The sequence below is a fragment of the Mycobacterium sp. PTI7 genome, assembly GCF_056679845.1.
Map to the genome: position 1 here is coordinate 2,030,068 of NZ_CM155252.1, position 22,553 is coordinate 2,052,620.

22 protein-coding genes are annotated in these 22,553 nt (G+C 70.6%); 14 read left to right on the forward strand and 8 right to left on the reverse strand.

All coding sequences use genetic code 11. The features are described 5' to 3' along the window. Positions 1-35: 35 nt before the first annotated feature. Positions 36-794, forward strand: coding sequence for an enoyl-CoA hydratase/isomerase family protein (locus AC1MEY_RS09785; RefSeq protein ID WP_480230449.1), 759 nt, complete (start codon positions 36-38; stop codon positions 792-794). 1 nt (position 795) lies between these two features. Here the strand turns inward: AC1MEY_RS09785 and AC1MEY_RS09790 are convergent, their stop codons facing one another. Continuing rightward, entirely contained in the window at positions 796-987 is a 192-nt protein-coding gene (locus AC1MEY_RS09790; RefSeq protein WP_480230450.1) for a (2Fe-2S)-binding protein, read from the reverse strand. A gap of 423 nt (positions 988-1,410) precedes the next feature. Between AC1MEY_RS09790 and bfr the strand changes: the two genes are divergently transcribed. The 4 genes from bfr (at position 1,411) to AC1MEY_RS09810 (ending at position 5,947) form a co-directional block, all read left to right on the forward strand. Next, positions 1,411-1,902 carry a bacterioferritin gene (gene bfr / locus AC1MEY_RS09795; RefSeq protein ID WP_480230451.1) on the forward strand — a complete coding sequence of 164 codons (492 nt, stop codon included), beginning with the start codon at positions 1,411-1,413 and terminating at the stop codon, positions 1,900-1,902. 81 nt (positions 1,903-1,983) lie between these two features. Then, positions 1,984-4,044: an MDR family MFS transporter gene (locus tag AC1MEY_RS09800; RefSeq protein WP_480230452.1), complete on the forward strand. Its 2,061-nt coding sequence runs from the start codon at positions 1,984-1,986 to the stop codon at positions 4,042-4,044. 53 nt (positions 4,045-4,097) lie between these two features. Beyond that, positions 4,098-4,580: a carboxymuconolactone decarboxylase family protein gene (locus AC1MEY_RS09805; RefSeq protein ID WP_480230453.1), complete on the forward strand. Its 483-nt coding sequence runs from the start codon at positions 4,098-4,100 to the stop codon at positions 4,578-4,580. Positions 4,581-4,609: 29 nt separating this feature from the next. Continuing rightward, complete coding sequence (locus AC1MEY_RS09810; RefSeq protein ID WP_480230454.1) at positions 4,610-5,947, forward strand: type I glutamate--ammonia ligase; 1,338 nt, start codon at positions 4,610-4,612, stop codon at positions 5,945-5,947. Positions 5,948-5,953: 6 nt separating this feature from the next. On the opposite strand, the gene AC1MEY_RS09815 is transcribed toward AC1MEY_RS09810, so the two are convergent. From AC1MEY_RS09815 to AC1MEY_RS09825, 3 genes are all read right to left on the reverse strand, one after another. Further along, the gene (locus AC1MEY_RS09815; protein WP_480231397.1) at positions 5,954-6,397 is read right to left on the reverse strand and encodes a nuclear transport factor 2 family protein; all 444 of its coding nucleotides are present in this window, start codon (positions 6,395-6,397) and stop codon (positions 5,954-5,956) included. A 4-nt stretch (positions 6,398-6,401) separates the two neighbouring features. Further along, positions 6,402-8,189 (reverse strand): N-acyl-D-amino-acid deacylase family protein, encoded by a 1,788-nt coding sequence (locus tag AC1MEY_RS09820; RefSeq protein WP_480231398.1) that lies wholly within the window; start codon positions 8,187-8,189, stop codon positions 6,402-6,404. 101 nt (positions 8,190-8,290) lie between these two features. Next, positions 8,291-9,226, reverse strand: a complete 936-nt coding sequence (locus AC1MEY_RS09825) for an SDR family oxidoreductase (protein WP_480230455.1) — start codon at positions 9,224-9,226, stop codon at positions 8,291-8,293. 68 nt (positions 9,227-9,294) lie between these two features. On the opposite strand from AC1MEY_RS09825, the gene AC1MEY_RS09830 reads away from it, so the two are divergent. The 4 genes from AC1MEY_RS09830 to AC1MEY_RS09845 all read left to right on the forward strand — a co-directional run bounded on the left by AC1MEY_RS09830 (position 9,295) and on the right by AC1MEY_RS09845 (position 13,429). Beyond that, complete coding sequence (locus tag AC1MEY_RS09830; RefSeq protein ID WP_480230456.1) at positions 9,295-10,227, forward strand: dienelactone hydrolase family protein; 933 nt, start codon at positions 9,295-9,297, stop codon at positions 10,225-10,227. Between the two features lie 94 nt (positions 10,228-10,321). Continuing rightward, positions 10,322-11,428 (forward strand): glycosyltransferase, encoded by a 1,107-nt coding sequence (locus tag AC1MEY_RS09835; RefSeq protein ID WP_480230457.1) that lies wholly within the window; start codon positions 10,322-10,324, stop codon positions 11,426-11,428. 73 nt (positions 11,429-11,501) lie between these two features. Next, on the forward strand, positions 11,502-12,842 hold the full coding sequence (locus AC1MEY_RS09840; RefSeq protein WP_480230458.1) for a glutamine synthetase family protein: 1,341 nt from the start codon (positions 11,502-11,504) through the stop codon (positions 12,840-12,842). Positions 12,843-12,937: 95 nt separating this feature from the next. Then, positions 12,938-13,429: a hypothetical protein gene (locus tag AC1MEY_RS09845; RefSeq protein WP_480230459.1), complete on the forward strand. Its 492-nt coding sequence runs from the start codon at positions 12,938-12,940 to the stop codon at positions 13,427-13,429. Here the strand turns inward: AC1MEY_RS09845 and AC1MEY_RS09850 are convergent. Further along, entirely contained in the window at positions 13,426-14,709 is a 1,284-nt protein-coding gene (locus AC1MEY_RS09850) for a cytochrome P450 (RefSeq protein ID WP_480230460.1), read from the reverse strand. The genes AC1MEY_RS09845 and AC1MEY_RS09850 overlap by 4 nt on opposite strands. A 50-nt stretch (positions 14,710-14,759) precedes the next feature. Continuing rightward, the gene (locus tag AC1MEY_RS09855) at positions 14,760-15,206 is read right to left on the reverse strand and encodes a hypothetical protein (protein WP_480230461.1); all 447 of its coding nucleotides are present in this window, start codon (positions 15,204-15,206) and stop codon (positions 14,760-14,762) included. Positions 15,207-15,257: 51 nt separating this feature from the next. On the opposite strand from AC1MEY_RS09855, the gene AC1MEY_RS09860 reads away from it, so the two are divergent. From AC1MEY_RS09860 to AC1MEY_RS09875, 4 genes are all read left to right on the forward strand, one after another. Beyond that, complete coding sequence (locus AC1MEY_RS09860) at positions 15,258-17,186, forward strand: flavin-containing monooxygenase (RefSeq protein ID WP_480230462.1); 1,929 nt, start codon at positions 15,258-15,260, stop codon at positions 17,184-17,186. Between the two features lie 64 nt (positions 17,187-17,250). After that, entirely contained in the window at positions 17,251-18,018 is a 768-nt protein-coding gene (locus AC1MEY_RS09865; RefSeq protein ID WP_480230463.1) for a class I SAM-dependent methyltransferase, read from the forward strand. Next, a complete protein-coding gene (locus AC1MEY_RS09870) occupies positions 18,015-18,896 on the forward strand; it encodes a TIGR03854 family LLM class F420-dependent oxidoreductase (protein ID WP_480230464.1) in 882 nt (293 codons plus the stop codon). Before AC1MEY_RS09865 ends, AC1MEY_RS09870 begins: the two co-directional genes overlap by 4 nt. 228 nt (positions 18,897-19,124) lie before the next feature. After that, complete coding sequence (locus tag AC1MEY_RS09875) at positions 19,125-20,009, forward strand: cyclopropane mycolic acid synthase family methyltransferase (RefSeq protein ID WP_480230465.1); 885 nt, start codon at positions 19,125-19,127, stop codon at positions 20,007-20,009. 15 nt (positions 20,010-20,024) lie between these two features. On the opposite strand, the gene speB is transcribed toward AC1MEY_RS09875, so the two are convergent. Beyond that, the gene (gene speB / locus AC1MEY_RS09880) at positions 20,025-21,023 is read right to left on the reverse strand and encodes an agmatinase (RefSeq protein ID WP_480231399.1); all 999 of its coding nucleotides are present in this window, start codon (positions 21,021-21,023) and stop codon (positions 20,025-20,027) included. A gap of 76 nt (positions 21,024-21,099) precedes the next feature. After that, a complete protein-coding gene (locus AC1MEY_RS09885; RefSeq protein ID WP_480230466.1) occupies positions 21,100-21,531 on the reverse strand; it encodes an acyl-CoA thioesterase in 432 nt (143 codons plus the stop codon). A gap of 70 nt (positions 21,532-21,601) precedes the next feature. On the opposite strand from AC1MEY_RS09885, the gene AC1MEY_RS09890 reads away from it, so the two are divergent. Then, positions 21,602-22,549 (forward strand): threonine ammonia-lyase, encoded by a 948-nt coding sequence (locus AC1MEY_RS09890; protein ID WP_480230467.1) that lies wholly within the window; start codon positions 21,602-21,604, stop codon positions 22,547-22,549. Positions 22,550-22,553 lie beyond the last annotated feature (4 nt).

The following is a 22,553-nucleotide window of genomic DNA, read 5'->3' on the forward strand; positions in this document are numbered from 1 at the left end:
TCCGCTCGCCCCAGCTGACCATCTACGCTGCTGACGTGCTCGTAGCCACCCACGACGCCGACGGCGTACGCACCCTCACCCTGAACCGCCCCGAGGCGCTCAACGCGTTCAACGAGGCCCTCTACGACGCCACCACCGACGCACTGCTCGAGGCGGACGCGGACCCGGCCGTGGCGGTCGTGGTGCTCACCGGCACCGGCCGCGCGTTCTCGGCGGGCAACGACCTCGTCGAGATGCAGGCCCGCATCACCGATCCGGAGTTCACGTCGGGCAAGCACGGCTTCCCCGGCATGATCGAGGCGCTGACGGCGCTGCGGAAACCGCTGATCCTCGCGGTGAACGGTCTCGGCGTCGGCATCGGCGCGACGATCCTCGGCTATGCCGACCTGGTCTTCATGTCGTCGACGGCCCGGCTGAAGTGCCCCTTCACCAGCCTGGGGGTGGCGCCGGAGGCGGCGTCGTCCTATCTGCTGCCGCAGTTGATCGGCAGGCAGAACGCGGCGTGGATGCTGCTGTCGTCGGAGTGGGTGGGCGCCGACGAGGCGCTACGGATGGGCCTGGCGTGGAAGGTGTGCGAACCCGACGACCTGCTCGCCGAGACCGACCGGCATGCCAAAGTGCTTGCCGCGAGGTCGATTCCGAGCCTGATGGCGGTGAAGCAGACGATCGTCGACCCGATGCGTGACGAGATCGCCGCGGCGGCCAAGCGGGAGTACGCGCAGTTCGAGGTGCTCCTCGGCAGCATGGCGAACGCCGAGGCGCTCGCCGAGTTCGCCGACCGGAAGTCCGACTGAGTCAGCTCGCGGCGTGCAGCGGGCACTCCCGCGTCGCCGACGCGGCGATGATCGCGCGGACCGTCCGTCGGCAGCGCCCGCAATCGGAGCCCGCCCCGCAGGCGTCGGCGATCTGACGCGAGGTCGACGCGCCGGACGCCACCAGGTCGGTGACCACCTGGCTGGTGACCCCGGTGCAGAGGCAGACGAACATCAGCCGGCCTGATCCGGCGACGGCGCGGAACGGCGGGGGACAGCGGTGGAATTCGCGAATTCAGGCGTTGCCGGAATGGCGGACGAATGGCGCCCACGAATGGCGGCCGGAATGGCATGAATACGACACCCGTTCACCGCCACCGCCTCTGCTCGAACGCGCCCGGCACCGCACGGTGAGGCCGCTGTCTTGGACTTAGCCCAGTCTAACCTTACTTAGGGTAGCCAGTCCAGAGCCTAGGGCGAAAGGCGCCGAACTCCGAGGTATGCCTAACCAACGCCGCACGTCAATCGGTAGAAATGTCCGGCGATCCGTGCTGTCGGACGCGCCGCGGTGCACTAGATTGAGGACGTCAGACAGTCTCTGACGAACCGACGATCTCGGCGCCGACGCCCAGCCCGGCTCGCGCCCAAGGAGCGATCAATGCAAGGCGATCCAGAAGTCCTGAAGCTGCTCAACGAGCAATTGACGAGTGAACTCACGGCGATCAACCAGTATTTCCTGCATTCGAAGATGCAGGAGAATTGGGGATTCACCGAACTGGCGAATCACACGCGCGACGAGTCCTTCGAGGAGATGCGTCACGCCGAGGCCGTCACCGATCGGATCCTGCTCCTGGACGGGCTGCCCAACTACCAGCGGCTGTTCTCGCTGCGGGTGGGACAGACCCTGCGTGAGCAGTTCGAGTCCGACCTCGCCATCGAGTACGAGGTGGTGGCACGGCTGCGGCCGGGCGTCACCATGTGCCGGGCCAAGGAGGACCAGACCAGCGCCTCGCTGCTGGAGATGATCCTGGCCGACGAGGAGAAGCACATCGACTACCTCGAGACCCAGCTGCAGTTGATGGACAAGCTCGGCGAGCAGCTGTACGCCGCACAGTGCGTCTCGCGCCCCCCGGGCAGCAACAGCGAGTAACCCGGTAACTCTTTTAGCTCGCCTAACGATATAGTTCTCGGTGCGCTCACCCGAGCGCACCGGGAACGTCGGGAGGCGTGCATGGCGAGTCCGGTGACGACGGGCGGGTCCTCGGTCGCGGACCCGGAGTCGGCCAACGCGCTGATCAGTCCGCAGCGCCGCAACTTCATCTTCGTGGGCGTGCTGCTCGGCATGCTGCTCGCCGCGCTCGACCAGACGATCGTCGCGACGGCACTGCCCACCGTCGTCGCCGACCTCGGCGGTGCGGGACACCAGTCCTGGGTGGTGACGAGCTACCTGCTGGCCTCGACGATCGCCACCGCCATCGTGGGCAAGCTCGGCGACCTGTTCGGCCGCAAGGCCGTGTTCTGCGCGTCGATCCTGTTCTTCCTGCTCGGCTCGGTGCTGTGTGGTCTGGCCGGATCGATGACGGTGCTCGTCGCGGCCCGCGCCCTGCAGGGCATCGGCGGCGGCGCGATCATGGTCACCGCCATGGCCGTGATCGGCGAGGTCATCCCGCTGCGCGAACGCGGCCGCTACCAGGGCGCGCTCGGCGCGGTCTTCGGCGTCACCACCGTCATCGGGCCCCTGCTCGGCGGATTCTTCACCGACCACCTGACGTGGCGATGGGCGTTCTGGATCAACGTGCCCATCGGCATCGTGGTGCTCCTCGTCGGCATCGCCGCCATCCCGTCCCTGACGAGGACCGTGCGGCCCGTCATCGACTACGCGGGCATCCTGTTCGTCGGGCTCGCGGCGTCCGGCCTCACCCTGGCCACCAGCTGGGGCGGCGGCGAATACGCCTGGACGTCGCCGATGATCATCGGGCTGTTCGTCGCGTCGGCCGTCGCGCTCGCCGTCTTCGTGCGGGTCGAGACCAGGGCGGCCGAACCGATCCTGCCGATCCGCCTGTTCCGCAGCCCGGTGTTCACGGTCTGCTGCATCCTCGGCTTCATCGTCGGCTTCGCGATGCTCGGCGCGCTCACGTTCCTGCCCACCTTCATGCAGTTCGTCGACGGCGTCTCGGCCACCGAGTCCGGCCTGCGCACGCTGCCCATGGTCGCCGGCATGCTGATCACCTCGATCGGCAGCGGCAACATCGTGGGCCGCACCGGCCGCTACAAGGTGTTCCCCGTCGCGGGCACCGCCATCATGGCGGTGGCCTTCCTGCTGCTGTCGGGCATGGACGCAGGCACGCCCACCTGGCAGCAGTCGGCCTATCTGTTCGCCCTCGGCACCGGCATCGGGCTGTGCATGCAGGTGCTGGTCCTCGTGGTGCAGAACACCTCGAGCTTCACCGACCTCGGCGTGGCGACGTCCGGCGTCACCTTCTTCCGCACCATCGGAAGTTCCTTCGGCGCCGCCATCTTCGGGTCCCTGTTCGCCAACTTCCTGGCCTCGCGCATCGGGCCGGCGCTGCTCGCCGGCGGCGCCCCGCCGAACGCGGCCGAATCGCCGCAGGCACTCCGTGCCCTGCCACCCGAGATGGCCGCACCCATCGTCGCGGCCTACGCCGACTCGCTCGGCACGGTGTTCCTCTGCGCGGTGCCGGTCGCGATCGTCGGCTTCGTCGTGTCGCTGTTCCTCAAGGAGGTGCCGCTGCGCGAGATGGACGCCACCGCCGCCACCGACCTCGGCGAGGGGTTCGGCATGCCCACCGGCGACTCGGCGGAGAAGATCCTCGAGGTGGCCGTCGGCAGGATGTTCCGCGACTCGCCGGACATCCGGTTGCGCAGTCTCGCCGCGGAACCGGGCTGCGACCTCGACGTCGCCCAACTGTGGGCGCTGCTGCAGATCTACCGGCACAACCAGGTGTTCGGGTCGGCATCGCTGACCGCCATCGCCGAGCGGCTGCGAGTGCCCTACGAGGTCGTCGAGCCCACCTTCGACCGCGTCGTCGCCGACGGGCTGGCGCTGGGCACCGGCGGCAAGCTGTGGTTGACCCAGGCCGGCGCCACGCGGGTCGACGCCGTGTCGGCCGGACTCGTCGGCCGCATCGTCGAGAAGCTCGCGCAGTCACCCACGTTCGAGGGCAGTCCCGACCGCCTCGAGGTGGAGGCAGCCGTCGAGCGGATCGCCTACCGCATGCTGGTGCAGCGCGACTGGACCGACGACAGGGGAGCGCTGGCGGCGTCGCGCTGACCGGGAAACTAGAACGTGTTCCACTTCGGCCGCGGCGGGCGTACCATCCGACCATGAGCCGGATTGGGAACTTCGCCGCCGACGACGCCGCCGCCTGGATCGTGCAGTCACCCGACATCGGCACCGCCATGGCCGGATTCACCCACGCGGTCTACACCAAGAACCGCCTCCCGATGCGGGTCCGCGAACTCGCCCGCATGGTGATCGCCCTCGACAACGAGTGCGTGGTCTGTCAGAACACCCGCGACGCCGACGGTCTGGCGGCCGGTGTCGACGAGGATCTGTACGACCACGCCGCCGAATGGCGCACGTGGCCCGGGTACGACGACCAGGAACGCGTCGCCGCGGAGTTCGCGGAGCGCTTCGCCACCGACCACACCGCGCTGCGCGACGACGAGGACTTCTGGGAGCGCTGCCGTGCCCAGCTCAGCGACGAGCTGCTCACCGACCTCGCCCTGTCGTGCGCCATGTGGATAGGCATGGGGCGCATGCTGCGCACCCTCGACATCGGACAGGCCTGCAAGATCACGCTGTAACCGGCCGCCGCAACCGGCACAATGGCCGGATGTCAGCCAACCGCGTCGCCGACCTGAAGACCCACGACGTCTCCACGATCCTCGGCACGGTGGTCAATCCCGCGGGATTGATCCACGCCAAGACCGTTCCGGTACACCGCATCGGCTCGTTCGCCGATCCCGGACTGGGTGCCAGCCCGGTCTGGCACGTCTTCGCCATCGACCAGAGCGGCATCGTGTTCGGCCCCGACACCGGCGTCGTCGGGGATCGCCGGATCCGCATCGACGTCGAGGAGCTGCACCTGCTCGGCAACGGACTGGCCTGGGCGCCCGGCTCGTTCTTCGACCAGTCCGGCACACCCGACCCGTACTGCACCCGTGGCGTGCTGCGGCGCGTCGAGGAACGTTTGGCCACAGCGGGATTCACGGCGCTCGTCGGCCACGAGATGGAGTTCGTCCTCGTCGCGCCCGACGGCAGCCGCCTTCCCTCGCACCTGTGGGCGCAGTACGGCCTGGCCGGCGTCCTGGAGTTCGAGGGCTTCGTACGGGAGGTCACCGAGGCCGCGGCGTCGGCGGGCGTGCTGATCGAACAGCTGCACCCGGAGTACGGCGCCAGCCAGTTCGAGATCTCACTCGGGCCGCGCACCCCCGTGGCCGCGGCCGACGCGCTGGTGCTGGCCAAGATCGTCGTCGCGCGGGTGGCCCGAAACCACGGCGTGCGGGTCAGCCTGTCCCCGGTGCCGTTCGCCGGCGCCGTCGGATCCGGTGCGCACCAGCACTTCTCGCTGCAGCGCGACGAGCAGCCGATCTTCTCCGGCGGGACCGGCGCGAGCGGGTTGACGCCGGAGGGCGAATCGGCGATCGCCGGACTGCTCGACGGCCTGCCTGCCGCACAGGGCGTGCTCAGCGGATCCATCCTGTCGGGGCTGCGCATCCAGCCCGGACACTGGTCGGGGGCGACGCTGTGCTGGGGCACCGAGAACCGGGAGGCGGCGATCCGGTTCCTGACCGGCGGGCCGGGCAACCCGCACGGCGCGAACGTCGAGGTCAAGATCGTGGATCCGTCGGCCAACCCGTACCTGGCGTCGGCGGCCATCCTCGGTCTGGCCCTCGACGGGATCGAACGCGGGCTGTCGGTGCCGGGGGAGGTCACGGTGGATCCCGCCGACCTGTCCGACGAGCAGCGCAGGACGGCCGGGATCACCGAACTCCCGTCGGCGCAGCGCGAGATCGTCGACGCGCTCGACGCCTCGGCGACGATGCGCGGAATCCTGGGCGACGCGGCGGTCGACGCGACCGTCGCCGTCCGGCGGTACGAGTCCGACACGTACGGGCAGCTGACGCCCGAGGAACTCGCGGACAGGTTCCGGATGGCGTGGAGCGTCTAGACGGGGTCAGACCTCGCCGGTCGCGTCGTAGACCCACGACATGTCGGCGTTCGCGAAGTCCTCGAGCCAACTGGGCGGCGCATGGTTGGCCAGTGCCCCCATGTCCCAGTAGTCCTTCCACAGCGTGACCTTGCCGTCGACGACGCGGTGCACCGACACGAAGTTCAGCACCGCGGATTCGCCGCTGCGCCAATGCCATTCCTCGTGGTGCTCGTACATCGCGGTGCTGCCGTCGTCGACGAGCAGCCCGCTGAAGTTCTCGTAGGACGCCAGCGGTTCCAGTCCGATCTTGAGCCGCTTGACGATGTCCTCGGGCCCCTTGGCGGCCGCCGCCGGGCCGACGGGGACGTCGAGGTAGATGCAGTCGTCGGAGAGGTGGGCCCGGACGCCGTCCCAGTCCCGCGCCGACAGTGCCTCCCAGAGGCCGTGCACCACGTCCCGAACGGCGATCGCGTCAGCCGACACGGGTGAGCTCGTCCTGCTGGGTGGGCAGCGCGGGCACCCGGTGCGCGGCGCGCAGGAACCGTCCCGTGCGTTCGCGGCCGACCACCTCCGTCGGCACGCCCGAGGCGAACACCTGTCTGCCGCCGACGAACACGGCGGTGACGGTGTCGTCGTTGCGGTTGACCATGCGGGACAGTCCGCCGTACTCCTCGACGGGTTCCTCGGCGTAGGCGTCGAGTGAGTCGTCGAGGCGCTCGGGATCGATGATCGCGATGTCGGCCCGGTCGCCGATGCGCAGGTGCCCGGCGTCGAGGCGGTACCAGTCGGCGAGTTCACCGGTCAGGCGGTGCACCGCGGCCTCGATGGTCATGAACGGGGTGCCTGCCGACTGGGCGTCGCGGACGTGGCGCAGCAGGCGCAGCCCCATGTTGTAGAACGCCATGTTGCGCAGGTGCGCACCGGCATCGGAGAAGCCCATCTGGATGCCCGGCTCGCGGGCCATCTTCTTGAGCACCTCGGGACGGTGGTTGGAGATGGTGGTGTGCCAGCGCAGCGCCTTGCCATGCTCGAGCACCAGGTCGAGGAAGGCGTCGACGGGGTGCAGCCCGCGCCGGTCGCCGACCTCGCCGAACGACAGACCGACGAGGTCGGCGTCCGGGCACTCGGAGATGTGGGCGTCGAAGAAGTCCCGGTGCCACACCCGCAGGCCGAACTTGCTCTCGTAGTCCTTCCGGAACCGGCGGCGGTACTCCTCGTCGCGCATCAGGTCGTTGCGGGCGACCTCGTCGGCGAGGTGCAGCGCCGCGGCCCCGGCGCCGAACTCCTCGAACACCACGAGGTCGATCCCGTCGGCGTAGACCTCGAACGGGACCGGCAGGTGCTGCCACCGGAAGTTGCCGCCGAGGGTGTTGACGAACCGGGACAGCGGGCCCATCAGCATGATGGCGTAGGGGTTGGACTTCACGTCGGCCGCCGACAGCAGGCTCGTCTTGAGCGGATTGCGGACGATCCCCACCGACTGCAGCAGTTGCGACCCCAGGTTGATCGGGTTCTGGATGTCGGGACCCGACTGCAGGATGCGACCGGTCTTGCGCAGCAACGACTTCAGGCGCCGCAGCTCGCGTGCCCTGGCGTACGTCGACGGCAGCGTGCGCGACCGGCAGACGTCGCCGTCGATCTTGTCGAACAGCAGCTGCTGTGACGACATGCCCACGAAGCCGGCCCGCAGCGCCTCGTCGAGCATCTGTTCCATGCGGGCCTGCTCGGCGCGCGTCGGCCGGACCTCCTTGCGGGTGGCCCGGTCCAGGCCCATGACGGCCGTGCGCATGTCGGAGTGGCCGATGAAGGCGGCGAGGTTGGGGCCGAGCGGCCGATCCTCGAGCGCGTCGACGTACTCGTCGCACGACGTCCACGTCTTGTGCCGGTCCACGGCGTCGATGACGTGCTCGCGGGGGATCGCCTCGACCCGGCCGAAGAGGTCACCGGCGTCGGTGCCGTCGACGTGGATGGTCGACAGCGAGCACGAGCCGAGCATGATGGTCGTGACCCCGTGGCGCAGCGACTCGGCGAGCGCGGGCCCGACGAGGACCTCGACGTCGTAGTGGGTGTGGATGTCGAGCAGCCCGGGCAGCACCCACTTGCCTGCGGCGTCGACGACGTTCGGGCAGCCGGTCGCGTCGAGGTCGTCGGCGGAGATGGCGACGACGTGGCCGTCGCGGATCCCGAGGTTGCGCACGGCCGAGGGGCCGCCGGTGCCGTCGAACCAGAGGCCGTTGCGGATGATGGTGTCGTAGCTCACTGCGGGGGTCACCCGCTCATTCGACCGCGCACGGCCTGCGCTGTCAACGACATCGTGAACACTTCTCGGGTTTTGTCTACAGCGGTGCGGGTCCGGTCGGACTACTGCTCGGCCCAGGCGTCCGGTTGCCGGCCGTCGGTGTCGGTGAACCCGTACACCTGGGCCAGCGCCGCCGACGACACCGACCGCTGGTTCCACCGTCCCCGTCGGGGGTCCGCGGCGAGCGCGACCACGCCGCGGCCGACGAACCTCGGCGTCTCCGACGCCTCGAAGCCCGGTGGCGCCACCGGGTAGCCGTCGGTCCGGCCGTGGTCCATCGCCATCGTCCAATCGGCCTCGGTGACACCGTAATTCGCCAGCATCATCTCCGAGCGCAACCACCCCGGGGTGACCGACACCGCCGTCGCGCCGTACTCGGCCAGGTCGTGTCCCTGGCTGTAGGCCAACCGGTTCACCGACACCTTCGCCAGGTCGTAGAACGCGGAGACGCGGTAGTGGTTCGCGTTGAACTCGGCGGTCCCGTCGGTCACCTCGACCAGCAGACCACCCGGTTTCGACACCATCAGCGGCAGCAGGCAGTGCGAGGTGATCAGGTGGGTCTCCACGCCGAGGCGCAGGATGCGGAGCCCGTCGGCGAGGTCGTGCTCCCAGATCGGCCGGTTCCAGGACGGTGGCGGACCCTTGAGGATCTCCGCACCCCACAGGTCGTTGACCAGCACGTCGATGGCGCCGAACTCGGCCCGCAACCGGTCGGCGAGCGCCTTGACCTGCCCGGTGTCGAGGTGGTCGACGGCGATCGGGATGCCGACACCACCCAGCTCGGTCACGAGGCGCGCCGTCTCCTCGATGGTCTCGGGCCGGTCGTAGTCCGACACCATCGACACCGTCTCGCTGGTGCGGCCCGTGCAGACGACCGTGGCACCCGCCTCGCCCAGCGCAGCCGCGATGCCCCGCCCCGCGCCCCGCGTCGCACCGGCGACCACCGCGACGCGGCCACCGAGGTCCGGTGTCGTCGCGACGAGGGAGGGGTGGGCCATCCGGACAGTATTCGCTGTCGGGACCCGTTTTCAGCAGCAGTTGGTCAGACCCGTGCATACTCGCGGAGGTGACCCCGCTGCAGCGCTACATCGCCGAGGAGATCGCCACCGACCACGTCGACGGGTTGATGTCCCGCCGCGAGGCCCTACGCCGGATGGCGCTGATCGGCGTCGGCGCCACCGCCGCCGGTGCCCTCATCACCGCGTGCGGTGGGGACCGTGGACAGCCCGCGGCCTCGAGCGACTCCGAGACCTCGTCCCCGACGTCGGCTCCGACGACGCCCGCCGCCACCGGCCCGGCGCCCGGCGCCGACACCGCGGTCGCCACCGAACCGGTCACGTGGGCCGGCCCGGCCGGCGAACTCCGGGGCGTGTGGGCCCCCGCGGCGACCCCCAAGGGCGCGCTGCTCGTCATCCACGAGAACAAGGGCCTGACCGAGTGGGCCCAGTCGGTGGCCGGCCGCCTCGCCGGCATCGGCTACTCCGCGCTCGCGATCGACCTGCTGTCGGGCCAGGGCGGTACGGCCGCGTTCGACGATCCCGCCAAGGCGACGGCGGCGCTGAGCGCGATCACGCCCGACCAGTTCACCGCCGATCTGCGCTCGGGCCTCGGCGAGGTGGCCCGCCGCGCACCGGGCGTGAAGCTCGCCGCGATCGGCTTCTGCATGGGCGGCGGGCTGGTCTGGCAGCTGCTGGCCGCGGGCGAACCGCAACTGGCCGCGGCGTTCCCGTTCTACGGTCCGCTGCCCGACGGCGCCAGGCTCGAGGGGTCGCGCCAGGCCGCGGTGCTGGGCTTCTACGGCGAGAAGGACGCCCGTGTGAACGCCACCCGCGAGGCCGCCGAACAGGCGCTGACCGCCGCGGGCATGGTGCACGAACTCTTCGTCGAGCCCGGTGCCGACCACGCCTTCTTCAACGACACGGGGCAGCGCTACGACCCGACCGCCGCCGCCGACGCGTGGCAGCGCGTCCAGGGCTGGCTCACCCAGCACGTCGGCTAGCTTCGCGGCCGGCGACGCCTATTCGTCACCCGTTCAGCCCGCCGTCGACCCGCCGTCGACGCCCGCACACGCGCACCGCATTCGATGGACGGACATGCGGGTCGTGCAGGTGGCCAACTTCTACGGCCCACGTTCGGGCGGTCTGCGGACGGCCGTCGACCGGTTGGGCGCGGAGTACTGCGCGGCCGGCCACGAGGTGTACCTGATCGTCCCGGGCCCGGCGAGCGACGAACGGCACCTGCCCTCGGGGGTGCGGCGGATCTCGTTGCCCGCGCGGCTCATTCCGCTCACCGGCGGCTACCGTGCGGTGCATCCCGGCCCCGTCGCCGACCTGCTCGAACGCCTCGCCCCCGACGCCCTCGAGGTCAGCGACCGGCTCACGCTGCGCTCGCTCGGCCGGTGGGGTCGCGCGCACGGCGTGCCGACGGTGATGATCTCCCACGAACGCCTCGACCGCCTCGTCGGGCAGGTGCTGCCGCACCCGCTGGCCCGGGCGGTGGCCGACCTCGCGAACCGCCGTACCGCCGCCGACTACGACGCCGTCGTGTGCACCACCGGGTTCGCCCGCGCGGAGTTCGACCGGATCGGGGCGCGCAACGTGACGACGGTTCCGCTCGGGGTCGACCTCGACCAGTTCCACCCACGGCGACACAGCACCGCCGAGCGGGCCAGGTGGGCCGCGCCCGAGCAGACGCTGCTGGTGCACTGCGGCAGGCTCTCGGTGGAAAAGCACGTGCACCGCAGCATCGACACCGTTGCCGCTCTGCGTGATTCCGGCATGGACGTCCGGCTGCTGGTGGTCGGGGAGGGGCCCCTGCGGGCGCGTCTGGAGCGCCGGGCCGCGGGCCTGCCGGTCGACTTCGCCGGATACGTCGGCTGCCGCGACACCGTGGCCACCATGCTCGCGTCGGCCGACGTCGCCCTGGCCCCCGGCCCGCACGAGACGTTCGGCCTGGCCGCCCTCGAGGCGCTCGCGTGCGGCACCCCCGCGGTCGTGTCGAAGACGTCCGCGCTGGCCGAACTGGTGGCCACCGACGGCGGCGTGGCGGCCGAGAACGATCCCGGTGCGATCGCGCGCGCCGTCGCCGGGGTCGTCGGCGTGCCCGAGCGGCTGCGCCGGGTGAACGCGCGCCGGCGTGCCGAGGAGTTCCCCTGGCCCCGGTCCGCCGCCGGGATGCTGAGCGCGCTCGGCGCCGGCTGACCAGCCCTCGGCCCTTCCGCTCGTGCTGACCCGAGGGGTGGTGTGGTCGTCGGGCCGGCCATACAGTCCGGCCATGACGCAGACCGTGGACCGCCGCAGCCCGTCGGGCGCCGAACTCGAACTGGTCCGCCTGCTCGACGAGGGCGCGCTGCGCGAGATCGAGGTGGCCTGGAGTGACCCGTTCGGTCACGCCGCGGGCAAGCGGATCCCGGCCGCGAGCTTCCTCACCCGCGCCCGCGGAGGCGGGTTCGCGTTCTGCGAGGCGGCGCTGAGCTGGAACGCCGACGGAACGGTGATCGACTCGCTACGCGAGACCAATTGGGACACCGGCTATCCCGACGTCCAGGCCGTTCCCGACCTCGCGACGTTCCGGCCGCTGCCGTGGCGTCCGGAGGCGGGACACGTCATCTCCGACGTCGTGCGGCACGGCGGGATACCGTCGCCGCTGGACCCCCGGGGCGTGCTGAAACGGGTGCTGGCCCGGCTCGGTTCGCTGGGATACACGGCGAAGATCGGCGTGGAACTCGAGTTCTACCTGCTCGAGCCGGACGGCACCCCGTTCCAGGACGACGTCCACGCCTACTCGTTGGAGAACGCGAACGCGCTCGACCCCATCCTCTCCGACCTGCAGGAGACGCTCGGCGCGTTCACCCGGCTCGAGGGCGTGCACACCGAGTACGGCCCCGGCCAGGTCGAGGCGAACCTCGTCTACACCGATGCCCTCGAGGCCGCCGACGACAGCGCGCGGCTGAAGTACGCCGCCAAGGAGGTGGCCCGCAGGCACGGCAAGCTCGCCACCTTCATGCCCAAGCCGTTCTCCGGCCACTCGGGGAGTTCGGGACACCTGCACCTCTCGCTGTGGCGGGACGGCCGACCGGCTTTCGCCGCCGACCGGGGCAACGAGAACGACGTCGCGCTGCACGCCATCGCCGGACTCCTAGAGCACCTTCCGTCGATAACGCTGTTCGGTGCGCACTCGGTGAACGCCTACCGCCGGTTCGTCCCCGACTCCTTCGCGCCGGCCACGGTCACGTGGAGCCGCGACAACCGCAGCGCGGCCGTCCGGTCGCTCATCGAGGACGCGCCGGAGGCCACCCGCATCGAGTTGCGCACCGGCGGCGCCGACGCGAACCCCTACTGGCTCGTCGCGAGTGCGCTCGCCGCCGTGGTGGCGGGCCTCGAGGCGGGTCGCCGACCGCCGCTCGCGGAGGGCGGCAACCTGTACGGCACCGGCACGGCGCTGCCCGAGTCGCTGGGCGTGGCGATCGCGTTGGCGACGCAGGACGACACGATCGGGGAGATCCTCGGCGAGGAGTCGGTGCTGGACTTCGCCGCGATCGCCCGCAGCGAGTGGATCGAGTACTCCGCGCACGTCAGTGACTGGGAGCGGAACCGCTACCTGAGCAGGTCGTAAGGCCCGCCGACGTTTGAGCGGCGTCCCCATCGGGCACTCGAAATCGTCCGGTGCGTCAATACCTTGCTGGCGTGCCACCGATCGAAGGAGTCGCCATGACGACCACCACCTGGATCATCATCGCCGTCGTCGTCCTGGCGGTGATCCTGGTCGCCGCGCTGCTCGCTCGCAAGGCCACCCACCGCAAGCGCGCCGCCGAGGCCGATCGCATCCGCGAGGAGGTGCACGTCGAGGGCCAGCGGCTCGAGAAGCGCGAGGCCATCGCCGCCGAGACCGAGGCGAAGGCGCGAGCCGCCGCCGCCGAGGCCGAGGCCAAGGCCGCCGAGGCGGCCCGTCTGCGGGACCGCGCCAGCAGTCACCGCGAGGTGGTCGACTCCGCGCGCACCGACCTCGACGAGCGTCGCGAGCACGCCGATTCCCTCGATCCCCGCGTCAAGGCCTCCGACGCCGCCGATCGCGACCGCATCGACCAGAACGACCGCATCGACGACAACGGTCGCGTCACCGTGCGCGACGGCGTCGACGCGAACGACCCCCGGGTGCAGGACGTCCAGGGTCGGCACGCGGACGGCCGGCCCGGCCGCTAACCGAGCGGCGTCCAGCTGACCGGAAGTCGCTTGATTCCGTGGATGAACGCCGACTGGAGACGGTCGGGTTCCTCCACGGCGGCGATGTCGGGCAGCTGGCGGTGCAGTTCCTCGAATGCCACGGTGATCTCGCGGCGGGCGAGGTTCGCGCCGAGACAGAAGTGGGCGCCGCCGCCGCCGAACCCGACGTGCGGGTTGGGGTGGCGCGTCACGTCGAACGTCCACGGATCGGCGAACGTGGACTCGTCGCGGTTCGCCGAGCCGTACCAGAGGGTCACCTTGTCGCCGACGCCCAGGCGCACGCCGCTGAGTTCGACGTCCCGGGTGACCGTGCGCCGCATGTAGCTGACCGGTGACGCCCAGCGGACGATCTCCTCGACCGCCGTCGGGGCGATCGCGTCGTAGTCGGCCCACCACGCGTCACGCTCCCCGGGGTGGCGGCTCAGCGCCAGCACGCCGTGGCTGATGGCGTTGCGGGTGGTCTCGTTGCCTGCGACGACGAGCAGGATGAAGAACGACGCCACCTCGCTGGAGGTCAGGCGTTCCCCGTCGAGATCGGCCACCACCAGGCTGGTGGTGAGGTCGTCACCGGGATGGGCGCGACGGTCCTCGGCCAGCGCGGTCGCGTAGGCGCCGATGTCCATGGCCACGCGGAAGAACTCGTCGAAGTCGGTGGTGATGTCCGGATCGCCGAAACCGAGGATGACGTTGGTCCAGTGGAAGATCCGGTCGTGGTCGTCCTCGGGGATGCCCATCATGTCGCAGATGATCTGCAGCGGCAGCGGACCCGCGAGTTCGGACACCAGCTCACCGCGGCCGTCGGGGTGGTTGGTCACCATGTCGGCGACGAGGCGGCGCGCGCGATCGCGCACGGAGTCCTCGATCAGCGCGAGCACGCGGGGGGTGAAGGCGCTGCGCACGATGTTGCGCAGCCGGGTGTGCCGCGGGTCGTCCATCGCGATCATCGAGCCGAAGTACTCGGTGAGTTCCGGCGTCTGGTCACCGATCGTGATGCCCTGCGCGGAGCTGAAGATCTCCGGGTGCCGGCTGGCGTAGAAGACGTCGTCGTACCGGGTCACCGCCCAGTGGCCGCGGCCACCCTCGAACCCGTCCTGGACGAACTCGGGGTGCAGCGACACCGGATCCTCGCGGCGCAGGGTGGCGAACGCACCCTCGCGCAGGTCGTCGTCGAGCGCCCAGAAGTCCCACGAACCGAGGTTGACGTCCTCGCGCGAAACGTTCGGCGGCACCGCACCGTTGACACGGGTCGTGATTCCCACGTCGACCCCTTCATCGTCGAAGGACCAGATGCGACGAGCCTAGCGCCTCGTCAGGGCGTGCCCTCGTGTCCGGCGCGACCGTGGCTGCGCCGGTCCTCCTTCATCCGGGCCTCGAAGACGTGGCGGTGGCCCTCCTGCAGTTCGTCGCGCACCCGACGCTCGTGGTCGCGGAAGGCGGACCAGTACCCGTCGTCGAAGTCCTCCACGATCTGGAACGTCCACCGCCCGGGGAGCACGTTGCGTCCCACCATCTCCGTCTCGAGCCGGTCCGCCACCTCGGGGTGCCCGGCGTCGCGCAGCTTGTCGCAGGCATCGCCCAGCGCGAGGTCGGCGTGGCCCATCAACTGATGGAAGGAGTAGAGGTGTCCGCGGGCGCGTTCGACCCATTCGAGCGCCTCGGACACCGCGCCGACCGCCTCGACGGTCTCGTCGGAGATGTCGTCGGGCAGTTTGCGGTCGTGGTCTGCGGGCAGATCGTCGCGGGCTGACTCGGTCATCGATGCCAGATACCCGCCCGGGGGGCCTGAAAACGTGATAGCACTCAAGCGGTGCGCAACCCACATGCCGGACAACCGTTTACGGATTCCGACGAGGCGATCGCCGAGGCGCTGCTCGACGTCAGCATCCCGACACTGCTGCTGTCGCTGGTGCACGTGTCGGGCGATCCGGGCCTGATCCGCGGTGCGCTGAAGCCCGCGGGCCTATTCCTCAACGAGGTGCAGGGCTACATGTCGGAGGACGACAAGGCCGCCGCACGCAGCCTCGCGCTCGACGTGATCCGCGACTACCGCGACCGCGGCTGTCCCGAACCCGAGCCGATCGGTCCGGATCTCCTCAAGGAGATGATGGAGTGGCTGGTCTGCGAACCCGTGCCCGACGAGTACGTGCCGATGCTGCTCGAGGAGATGGAACTCGACGGTCGCGACGTACGGGCCGCGGGGCCGCCACCGGACGCCGCCGCACGCGCCGACTTCCCGGTCGTCGTCATCGGGTGCGGGGAATCGGGTCTGCTGGCGGGGATCCGGCTGAAGGAGGCGGGCATCCCCTTCACCATCGTGGAGCGCAACGCCGGCGTGGGCGGCACCTGGTACCAGAACACCTACCCCGGCGCCCGCGTCGACGTCGGAAACCACTTCTACTGCTACAGCTTCGAGCCCAGCGACCAGTGGACGCACTACTTCGCCGAGCAGCCCGAACTGCAGGCGTACTTCGAGGGCGTGATGGCACGCCACGGCATCGGCCCGCACGTCCGGTGGGAGACCGAGGTGACCGCGGCTCGGTGGGACGACGCGAGCGCGACCTGGACGGTGACGACCGTCGACCGCGACGGCACGGTCACCGACCTCACCGCGCGGGCGGTGATCAGCGCCGTCGGTCAACTCAACCGGCCCAGGGTGCCGGACCTGCCGGGTCGGGACACGTTCGCGGGTAAGGCATTTCACTCGGCCGAGTGGGACCACTCGGTGGACCTGCGTGGACGGCGGGTGGCGATGATCGGCGCGGGGGCCAGCGGGTTCCAGATCGCGCCCGCCATCGCCGACGACGTCGAGCACCTCACCGTGTTCCAGCGGACCGCGCAGTGGATGTTCCCGAACCCGAACTACCACGCGGAGGTGGGACCCGGCGTCCGGTGGGCGCTGCGCCATCTCCCGTTCTACGGCAGGTGGTACCGCTTCCTGCTGTTCTGGCCGGGCTGCGACAAGGGTCTCGCCGCGGCCCGCGTCGACCCCGACTATCCCGACCAGACCCGCGCTGTCAGCGAGATCAACGAGATCACCCGGCTGATGTTCACCGACTGGATCACCGGCCAGATCGGCGACGACCCGGACCTGGCCGCCAAGGTCGTGCCCGACTACCCGGCCACCGGCAAGCGGACGCTGCAGGACAACGGCAGCTGGCTCGCCACGCTGACGCGCGACGACGTCGACCTGGTCCGCACCCCGATCACCAGGATCGAGCCCGACGCGGTGATCACCGAGGACGGCGAGCGGCACCCGGTGGACGTCATCGTCTACGCCACCGGCTTCGAGGCCAACCGGGTGCTGTGGCCGATGGCGATCACCGGACGCGACGGCGCCGACCTCGCGTCCCGGTGGGGGGAGCGTCCGGTCGCCTACCTGGGGATCACGGTGCCCGGCTATCCCAACCTGTTCTGCATGTACGGCCCCGGGACGAACCTCGCCAGCGGCGGCAGCCTGATCTTCCATTCCGAGTGCCAGATGCGGTACATCACGCAGTGTCTCGAGTTCCTCATCGATGGCGGGCACCGGTCGATGGAGCCGTCTCGGGAACGGTGCGACGACTGGGTGCGCCGCAGCCAGGAGGAGATGGCCACGATGGTCTGGGCGCACCCGTCGGTCGAGCACTCCTTCTACAAGAACGCCCACGGCGAGGTCTACACGCTGAGCCCGTGGCGGCTCGTCGACTACTGGACGTGGACCCGGACACTCGACCCGGGCGACTTCGTCGTGGAGTGAGCGCGGTCGTCGAGTGAGCGGGCCTCCGCTGCGCGCGGGACGCCGATGGCGTTGACTGGGCCGGGTGGTGGACTGGAGCGGGCGCGACTACGCGGAGGTGAGCGGCCTGCAGCGGGCGATGATCACCGATGCGCTGGCCGACCTGGTGATCGATCCGGGGGAGTGGGTCCTCGACATCGGCTGCGGCGACGGCTTTCTCACGCGGCTGATCGCCGATCGACTCCGCGGGGGCATCGCCGTCGGCGTCGACGCCTCCCCACGGATGGTCGCGGCCGCAGCCGCCGGCCCGGTGGGCCCCCGGCCTGCGGCCTATGTCGCCGGCGACGCGCGGTCGTTGCCGTTCGCGGCGTGCTTCGACGTCGCGGTGTCCTTCAACGCGCTGCACTGGGTGCCGCAGCAGGACGAGGCGCTGGCACGGATGGCGGCGGTGCTGAAGCCCGCGGGCCGGGCCACCGTCCAGATGGTCTGCGCCGGCCCGCGGCCCAGCCTCGAGGCGACCGCGATGGACGTGTGCCGCCGGCAGCGGTGGGCGCGGGAGTTCGACGGCGTCACCGCTCCGTTCGTGCACGCCGAGCCGGACCGTTTCGGCGACCTCGCCGCCGGTGCCGGGTTCACCGTCCGGCGGCTGACCGTCACCGATCGCGAATGGGACTTCGGCTCCCGCGAGGACTTCGAACGCTGGTGCGGGGTCGGCTGCACCGCCTGGACCGACCGCCTCGCACCCGCGGACCGCAACCGGTTCGTCGCCGACCTCGTCGACGCCTACGAACCGGTCGCCGGCCGACCCGGTCTGTTCCGCTTCACCCAGCTGCGCGCAGAATTGCGGCGATGAAGATCCGCTTCGGCGTCGGGCTGGCGGGCGAGACCGCACCCGATGCCCTGCCCGCGCTCGTCGACCGGCTCGAGGCGCTCGACGTCGACTCGCTGTGGTTCTCCGAACTGGTTCACAGCCCGGCGGTCGACCCGTTCGTCGGCATGGCCTACGCGCTCGCCAGGACCACCCGGCTGAAGGTCGGCACCTCGGTGGTGGTGCTGCCCGGACGCCACCCGGTGCTGGTCGCCAAGCAACTGGCCTCGCTCGCCGCCCTCGCGCCGCGCCGGGTGCTGCCCGTCTTCGGGTTGCGCTCGGCGCTACCCGCCGAACGCGACGTGTTCGTGGTGCCCGACGGCAAGCGCGCGGCCGTCTTCGACGAGTCGCTCCGACTGCTGCGGGCCGCGCTCGACGGCGACGGGGGCGCGTTCAGCGGCGAGTTCTTCACGGTGCGCACCCCGGCGGTCGAACCGCGACCCGCCCGTCCACTCGACATCTGGCTGGGCGGCTCCGCGCCCGCGGGTCTGCGCCGGATCGGCCGTTACGCCGACGGTTGGCTCGGCAGCTTCCTCACCCCCGACGAGGCGGGGGCGGCCCGGGAGGCGATCCGGTCGGCGGCCGCCGAGGCCGGTCGCGAGATCGAGGACGACCACTACGGGATCAACCTGGCCATCAGCGACGGCGGACTGGACGACGGCCTGGCCGCGGCGGTGCGCCGGCGGCGGCCGGACGTCGACCCCACCGAACTCGTCGCCGACGGCTGGCCCGAACTGCACCGCCGCATCGACCGGTACGTGGCCGCCGGCATCTCCAAGTTCGTCGTACGGCCGGCGGGCCCCGTGCCGCTCGACGAGTTCGTCGACCGCTTCGCCGCGGAACTGGTGCCCCGGGAGAACTGACCCACCCCGGACCAGCAAACTCGACCGGTCGTCGGGTGGCGGCCTCGACCCACGCCGGCGGACCGCGAGCGGGGCCCCCTGAGACGCCACCACGCCCCGCACGGGCGTTTGGTTCCGAACTTCCGGATTCGGTACTGTGCATAAACTGCGGAGACGTACGGGGAGGGCTCCCCAGCCGCGCGGAGCCCGGCACGCAATACGAGAACACCGACGCCGAAGGCCATGGACTTGCCAGACACGACCAGCAACAACACGGACTTGACGCCGCACTTCGAAGACGTGCAGGCGCACTACGACTTGTCCGACGACTTCTTCCGTCTCTTCCTCGACCCGACGCAGACCTACAGCTGCGCGTACTTCGAGCGCGACGACATGACCCTCGAAGAGGCCCAGATCGCCAAGATCGACCTCTCGCTGGGCAAGCTCGGTCTCGAGCCCGGCATGACGCTGCTCGACATCGGCTGCGGCTGGGGCGCCACGGTGAAACGCGCACTGGAGAAGTACGACGTCAACGTCGTCGGGCTGACGCTGAGCCGCAACCAGCAGGCGCACGTCCAGAAGGTCCTCGACCAGACGGACAGCCCGCGCAGCAAGCGCGTCCTGCTCGCCGGGTGGGAGCAGTTCCACGAGCCCGTCGACCGCATCGTGTCGATCGGCGCCTTCGAGCACTTCGGCCGCAAGCGCTACGACGACTTCTTCTCGATGGCGCACTCGGTGCTGCCCGCCGACGGCACGATGCTGCTGCACACCATCATCAAGCCCAGCAACGAAGAGTTCGCCGAGCGCAACCTGCCGCTGACGATGAACAAGATCAGATTCTTCAAGTTCATCATGGACGAGATCTTCCCCGGCGGTGACCTGCCGCAGGTGGCCGGCGTCGAGAAGCACGCCACCGCAGCGGGTTTCGAGGTCGCCCGGGTGCAGCCGCTGCGTCTGCACTACGCACGGACGCTGGAGATCTGGTCGGCCGCGCTGGAGTCGCGCCGTGACGAGGCGATCGCCATCCAGTCCGAAGAGGTCTACGACCGGTACATGCGCTACCTGACCGGTTGCGCCGAACTGTTCAACGAGGGCTACACCGACATCGCCCAGTTCACCCTGCGGAAGGGCTGACCGGGCCCGTCGCGGTCAGGCCCCCGGCCACGCCGGGGGACCGGGCTTTCCGCCCGCGGCGTCGCGCCGACGGGCCGCCATCCCGGCGAGCGCCTCGAACACCACCCGGTGGGCGGCGTTGACGGTCAGCTCGGCGTGGTCGTAGGCGGGGGACACCTCGACGACGTCCACGCCCGCGACGTCGTTCTCGTAGCAGAGCTGCCGCACCATCCGGAGCAGGTCGGCGCTGGTGATGCCACCGGGTTCGGGGGTGCCCGTCCCCGGGGCGTGCGCGGGGTCCAGCACGTCGATGTCGACGGACAGATACAGCTTGTCGGCCTTCGCGAGTGCCTCGCCGACCGCGTCGGCCATCACGGCCTTGACGCCGCGGTCCCAGATCTCCTGCATGGTGTGCCACACCATGCCCTGTTCCTGCATCCACTCGAACGTGTCCTGCGGCGGCCAGTAGCCGCGTAGACCCACCTGGACGAAGTGGGTTCCCGGCACCGCACCCGACTCGATGAGCCGGCGCATCGGCGTGCCGTGGCTGGCCAGGTTGCCGTCGATGATGTCGGCGGTGTCGGCGTGCGCGTCGAAGTGCACGATGCCGACGTTGCCGTAGCCGTGCACGTCGGCCACCGCCGTCGCCGACGGCCACGTGATCGAGTGGTCGCCGCCGAGCACCACCGGAACGATGCCGCGCGATGCCACCGCCGCCACGCGCTCCCTGATGTTGGCGTGCGACACCTCGGTCTGGCCGTGCGGACAGTGCGCGTCGCCGAAGTCCACGACCTCCAGCCAGTCGAAGATCTCGAGCCCGAGATCCATGTGATAGGTGCCGGGCTCGTAGGCCGTCGCGCGGATCGCCCGCGGCCCGAACCGCGCTCCGGGGCGGTTCGTCGTGCCCACGTCGAACGGCGCGCCGACGATCGCGACGTCGGGCTGCCACGCGTCGAGCTGGCTGGTCTCGGTGAGGAACGGCCGGTGGCCGAACGTGGCGAGACCCGAGTGGGGGAGGTCCAGTTGCTCGGCCATCCCCGGCGGCAGGTCGCGCTGGGGACCGTGCCCGTGGTCGTGCCCGTGGCTCATGTGCCGACAGTAGTGCCTGGCGTCAATCGCTGGGCGGCAACGGGATCGCCGACCGGAGCACCTCCGGGACGGGCCGCTTCGCCCAGTCCTCGGTCGAGACCACGACGTAGACGTTGCGACCCGTCACGGCGCGGACCTCGGGTCCGCCGTCACCGGCACCGCGGCGCCACACGTCGAACTCGAGCGTGATGCTGGTCGCCCCGATGGCCGTGCAGCACACCGCGACGCGCACCTCGTCGCGCCAGCGGACCGAGGCCAGGTAGTCGACCTCGGCGTGGCGCACCTTGAGGTCGTACCGGTCGGCGTTCAGATCGTCGAAGGAGACGCCCAGGTTCTCGAAGTACGCGGTGGACGCCTCGTCGAACCACGTCAGGTAGTGACCGTTGAACACGACGCCCTGCTGGTCGATCTCGGCGTAGCGCGGCACCACCGGCAGGGAGAACGGCTGACTCACGTCCGCCACTGTGCCCGCCGGGAGCGCGGCGACGCCGATCGGCCCCCGCAACGCTCGCTAGGCTCGTCCCGTGCAGCAGGTGACCATCGACGACATCCGCGCCGCGGCCGACAGGATCCGCGGGTCGGTGCTGCGCACCCCGCTCGTCCCCGCGCCGTGGGCGGACCCCGACCGTCCGCTCTGGATCAAGCCGGAGAGCCTGCAGTCGATCGGCGCGTTCAAGGTGCGCGGCGCGTTCAACGCGATCGCGGCGCTCGACGACGCCACCCGCGCCCGCGGCGTCGTCGCGTACTCCAGCGGAAACCACGCCCAGGCGGTCGCCTATGCGGCGTCCCGCTGGGGGATCACCGCCCACATCGTGATGCCGGAGGAGACCCCGAACGTCAAGGTCGCCGCTACCCGGGCCTGGGGTGCGACCGTGGTGCTGTGCGGTGCCGGTGAGCGCGAGCGGGTCGCCGCGGGACTCGTCGCCGAGACCGGTGGAGAGCTGATCCCGCCGTTCGACCACGTCGACGTCATCGCCGGGCAGGGCACCGCCGGACTCGAGATCGCCGAGGACCTCCCCGACGTGGACACCGTCCTGGTGCCCGTCAGCGGCGGCGGGCTGGCGTCGGGGATCGGGACCGCGATCAAGGCGCTGTGTCCCACGGCCCAGGTGATCGGCGTCGAACCCGAACTCGCCGCCGACACCGCGGAGGCGCTGCGGGTGGGCCACCGGGTCGACTGGCCCATCCAGGATCGCAACCGCACCATCGCCGACGGCCTGCGGTCACAACCGTCCGACCTGACGTTCGCCCATCTCCGGAGCGTCCTCGACGGTCTGATCACGGTGTCGGAGAACGACATCCGCGCCGCGGTCCGCGAACTCGCCCTGCGTGCCCACCTCGTCGCGGAGCCCAGCGGAGCGGTGGCGCTCGCGGCCTACCGAAGCGCGCCGACGCCGCCGGGGCGCACCGTGATCGTGCTGTCCGGTGGCAACGTCGAACCCGCACTCCTCGCGGAGATCCTCGCCGGCTGAGACC

What these genes read in the sequence shown, in the direction of transcription:
- AC1MEY_RS09790 (WP_480230450.1), bottom strand. Translation starts at nt 987, where the DNA reads ATGTTCGTCTGCCTCTGCACCGGGGTCACCAGCCAGGTGGTCACCGAC.
- bfr (WP_480230451.1), top strand. Translation starts at nt 1,411, where the DNA reads ATGCAAGGCGATCCAGAAGTCCTGAAGCTGCTCAACGAGCAATTGACG.
- AC1MEY_RS09800 (WP_480230452.1), top strand. Translation starts at nt 1,984, where the DNA reads ATGGCGAGTCCGGTGACGACGGGCGGGTCCTCGGTCGCGGACCCGGAG.
- AC1MEY_RS09805 (WP_480230453.1), top strand. Translation starts at nt 4,098, where the DNA reads ATGAGCCGGATTGGGAACTTCGCCGCCGACGACGCCGCCGCCTGGATC.
- AC1MEY_RS09810 (WP_480230454.1), top strand. Translation starts at nt 4,610, where the DNA reads ATGTCAGCCAACCGCGTCGCCGACCTGAAGACCCACGACGTCTCCACG.
- AC1MEY_RS09825 (WP_480230455.1), bottom strand. Translation starts at nt 9,226, where the DNA reads ATGGCCCACCCCTCCCTCGTCGCGACGACACCGGACCTCGGTGGCCGC.
- AC1MEY_RS09835 (WP_480230457.1), top strand. Translation starts at nt 10,322, where the DNA reads ATGCGGGTCGTGCAGGTGGCCAACTTCTACGGCCCACGTTCGGGCGGT.
- AC1MEY_RS09840 (WP_480230458.1), top strand. Translation starts at nt 11,502, where the DNA reads ATGACGCAGACCGTGGACCGCCGCAGCCCGTCGGGCGCCGAACTCGAA.
- AC1MEY_RS09845 (WP_480230459.1), top strand. Translation starts at nt 12,938, where the DNA reads ATGACGACCACCACCTGGATCATCATCGCCGTCGTCGTCCTGGCGGTG.
- AC1MEY_RS09855 (WP_480230461.1), bottom strand. Translation starts at nt 15,206, where the DNA reads ATGACCGAGTCAGCCCGCGACGATCTGCCCGCAGACCACGACCGCAAA.
- AC1MEY_RS09870 (WP_480230464.1), top strand. Translation starts at nt 18,015, where the DNA reads ATGAAGATCCGCTTCGGCGTCGGGCTGGCGGGCGAGACCGCACCCGAT.
- speB (WP_480231399.1), bottom strand. Translation starts at nt 21,023, where the DNA reads ATGGCCGAGCAACTGGACCTCCCCCACTCGGGTCTCGCCACGTTCGGC.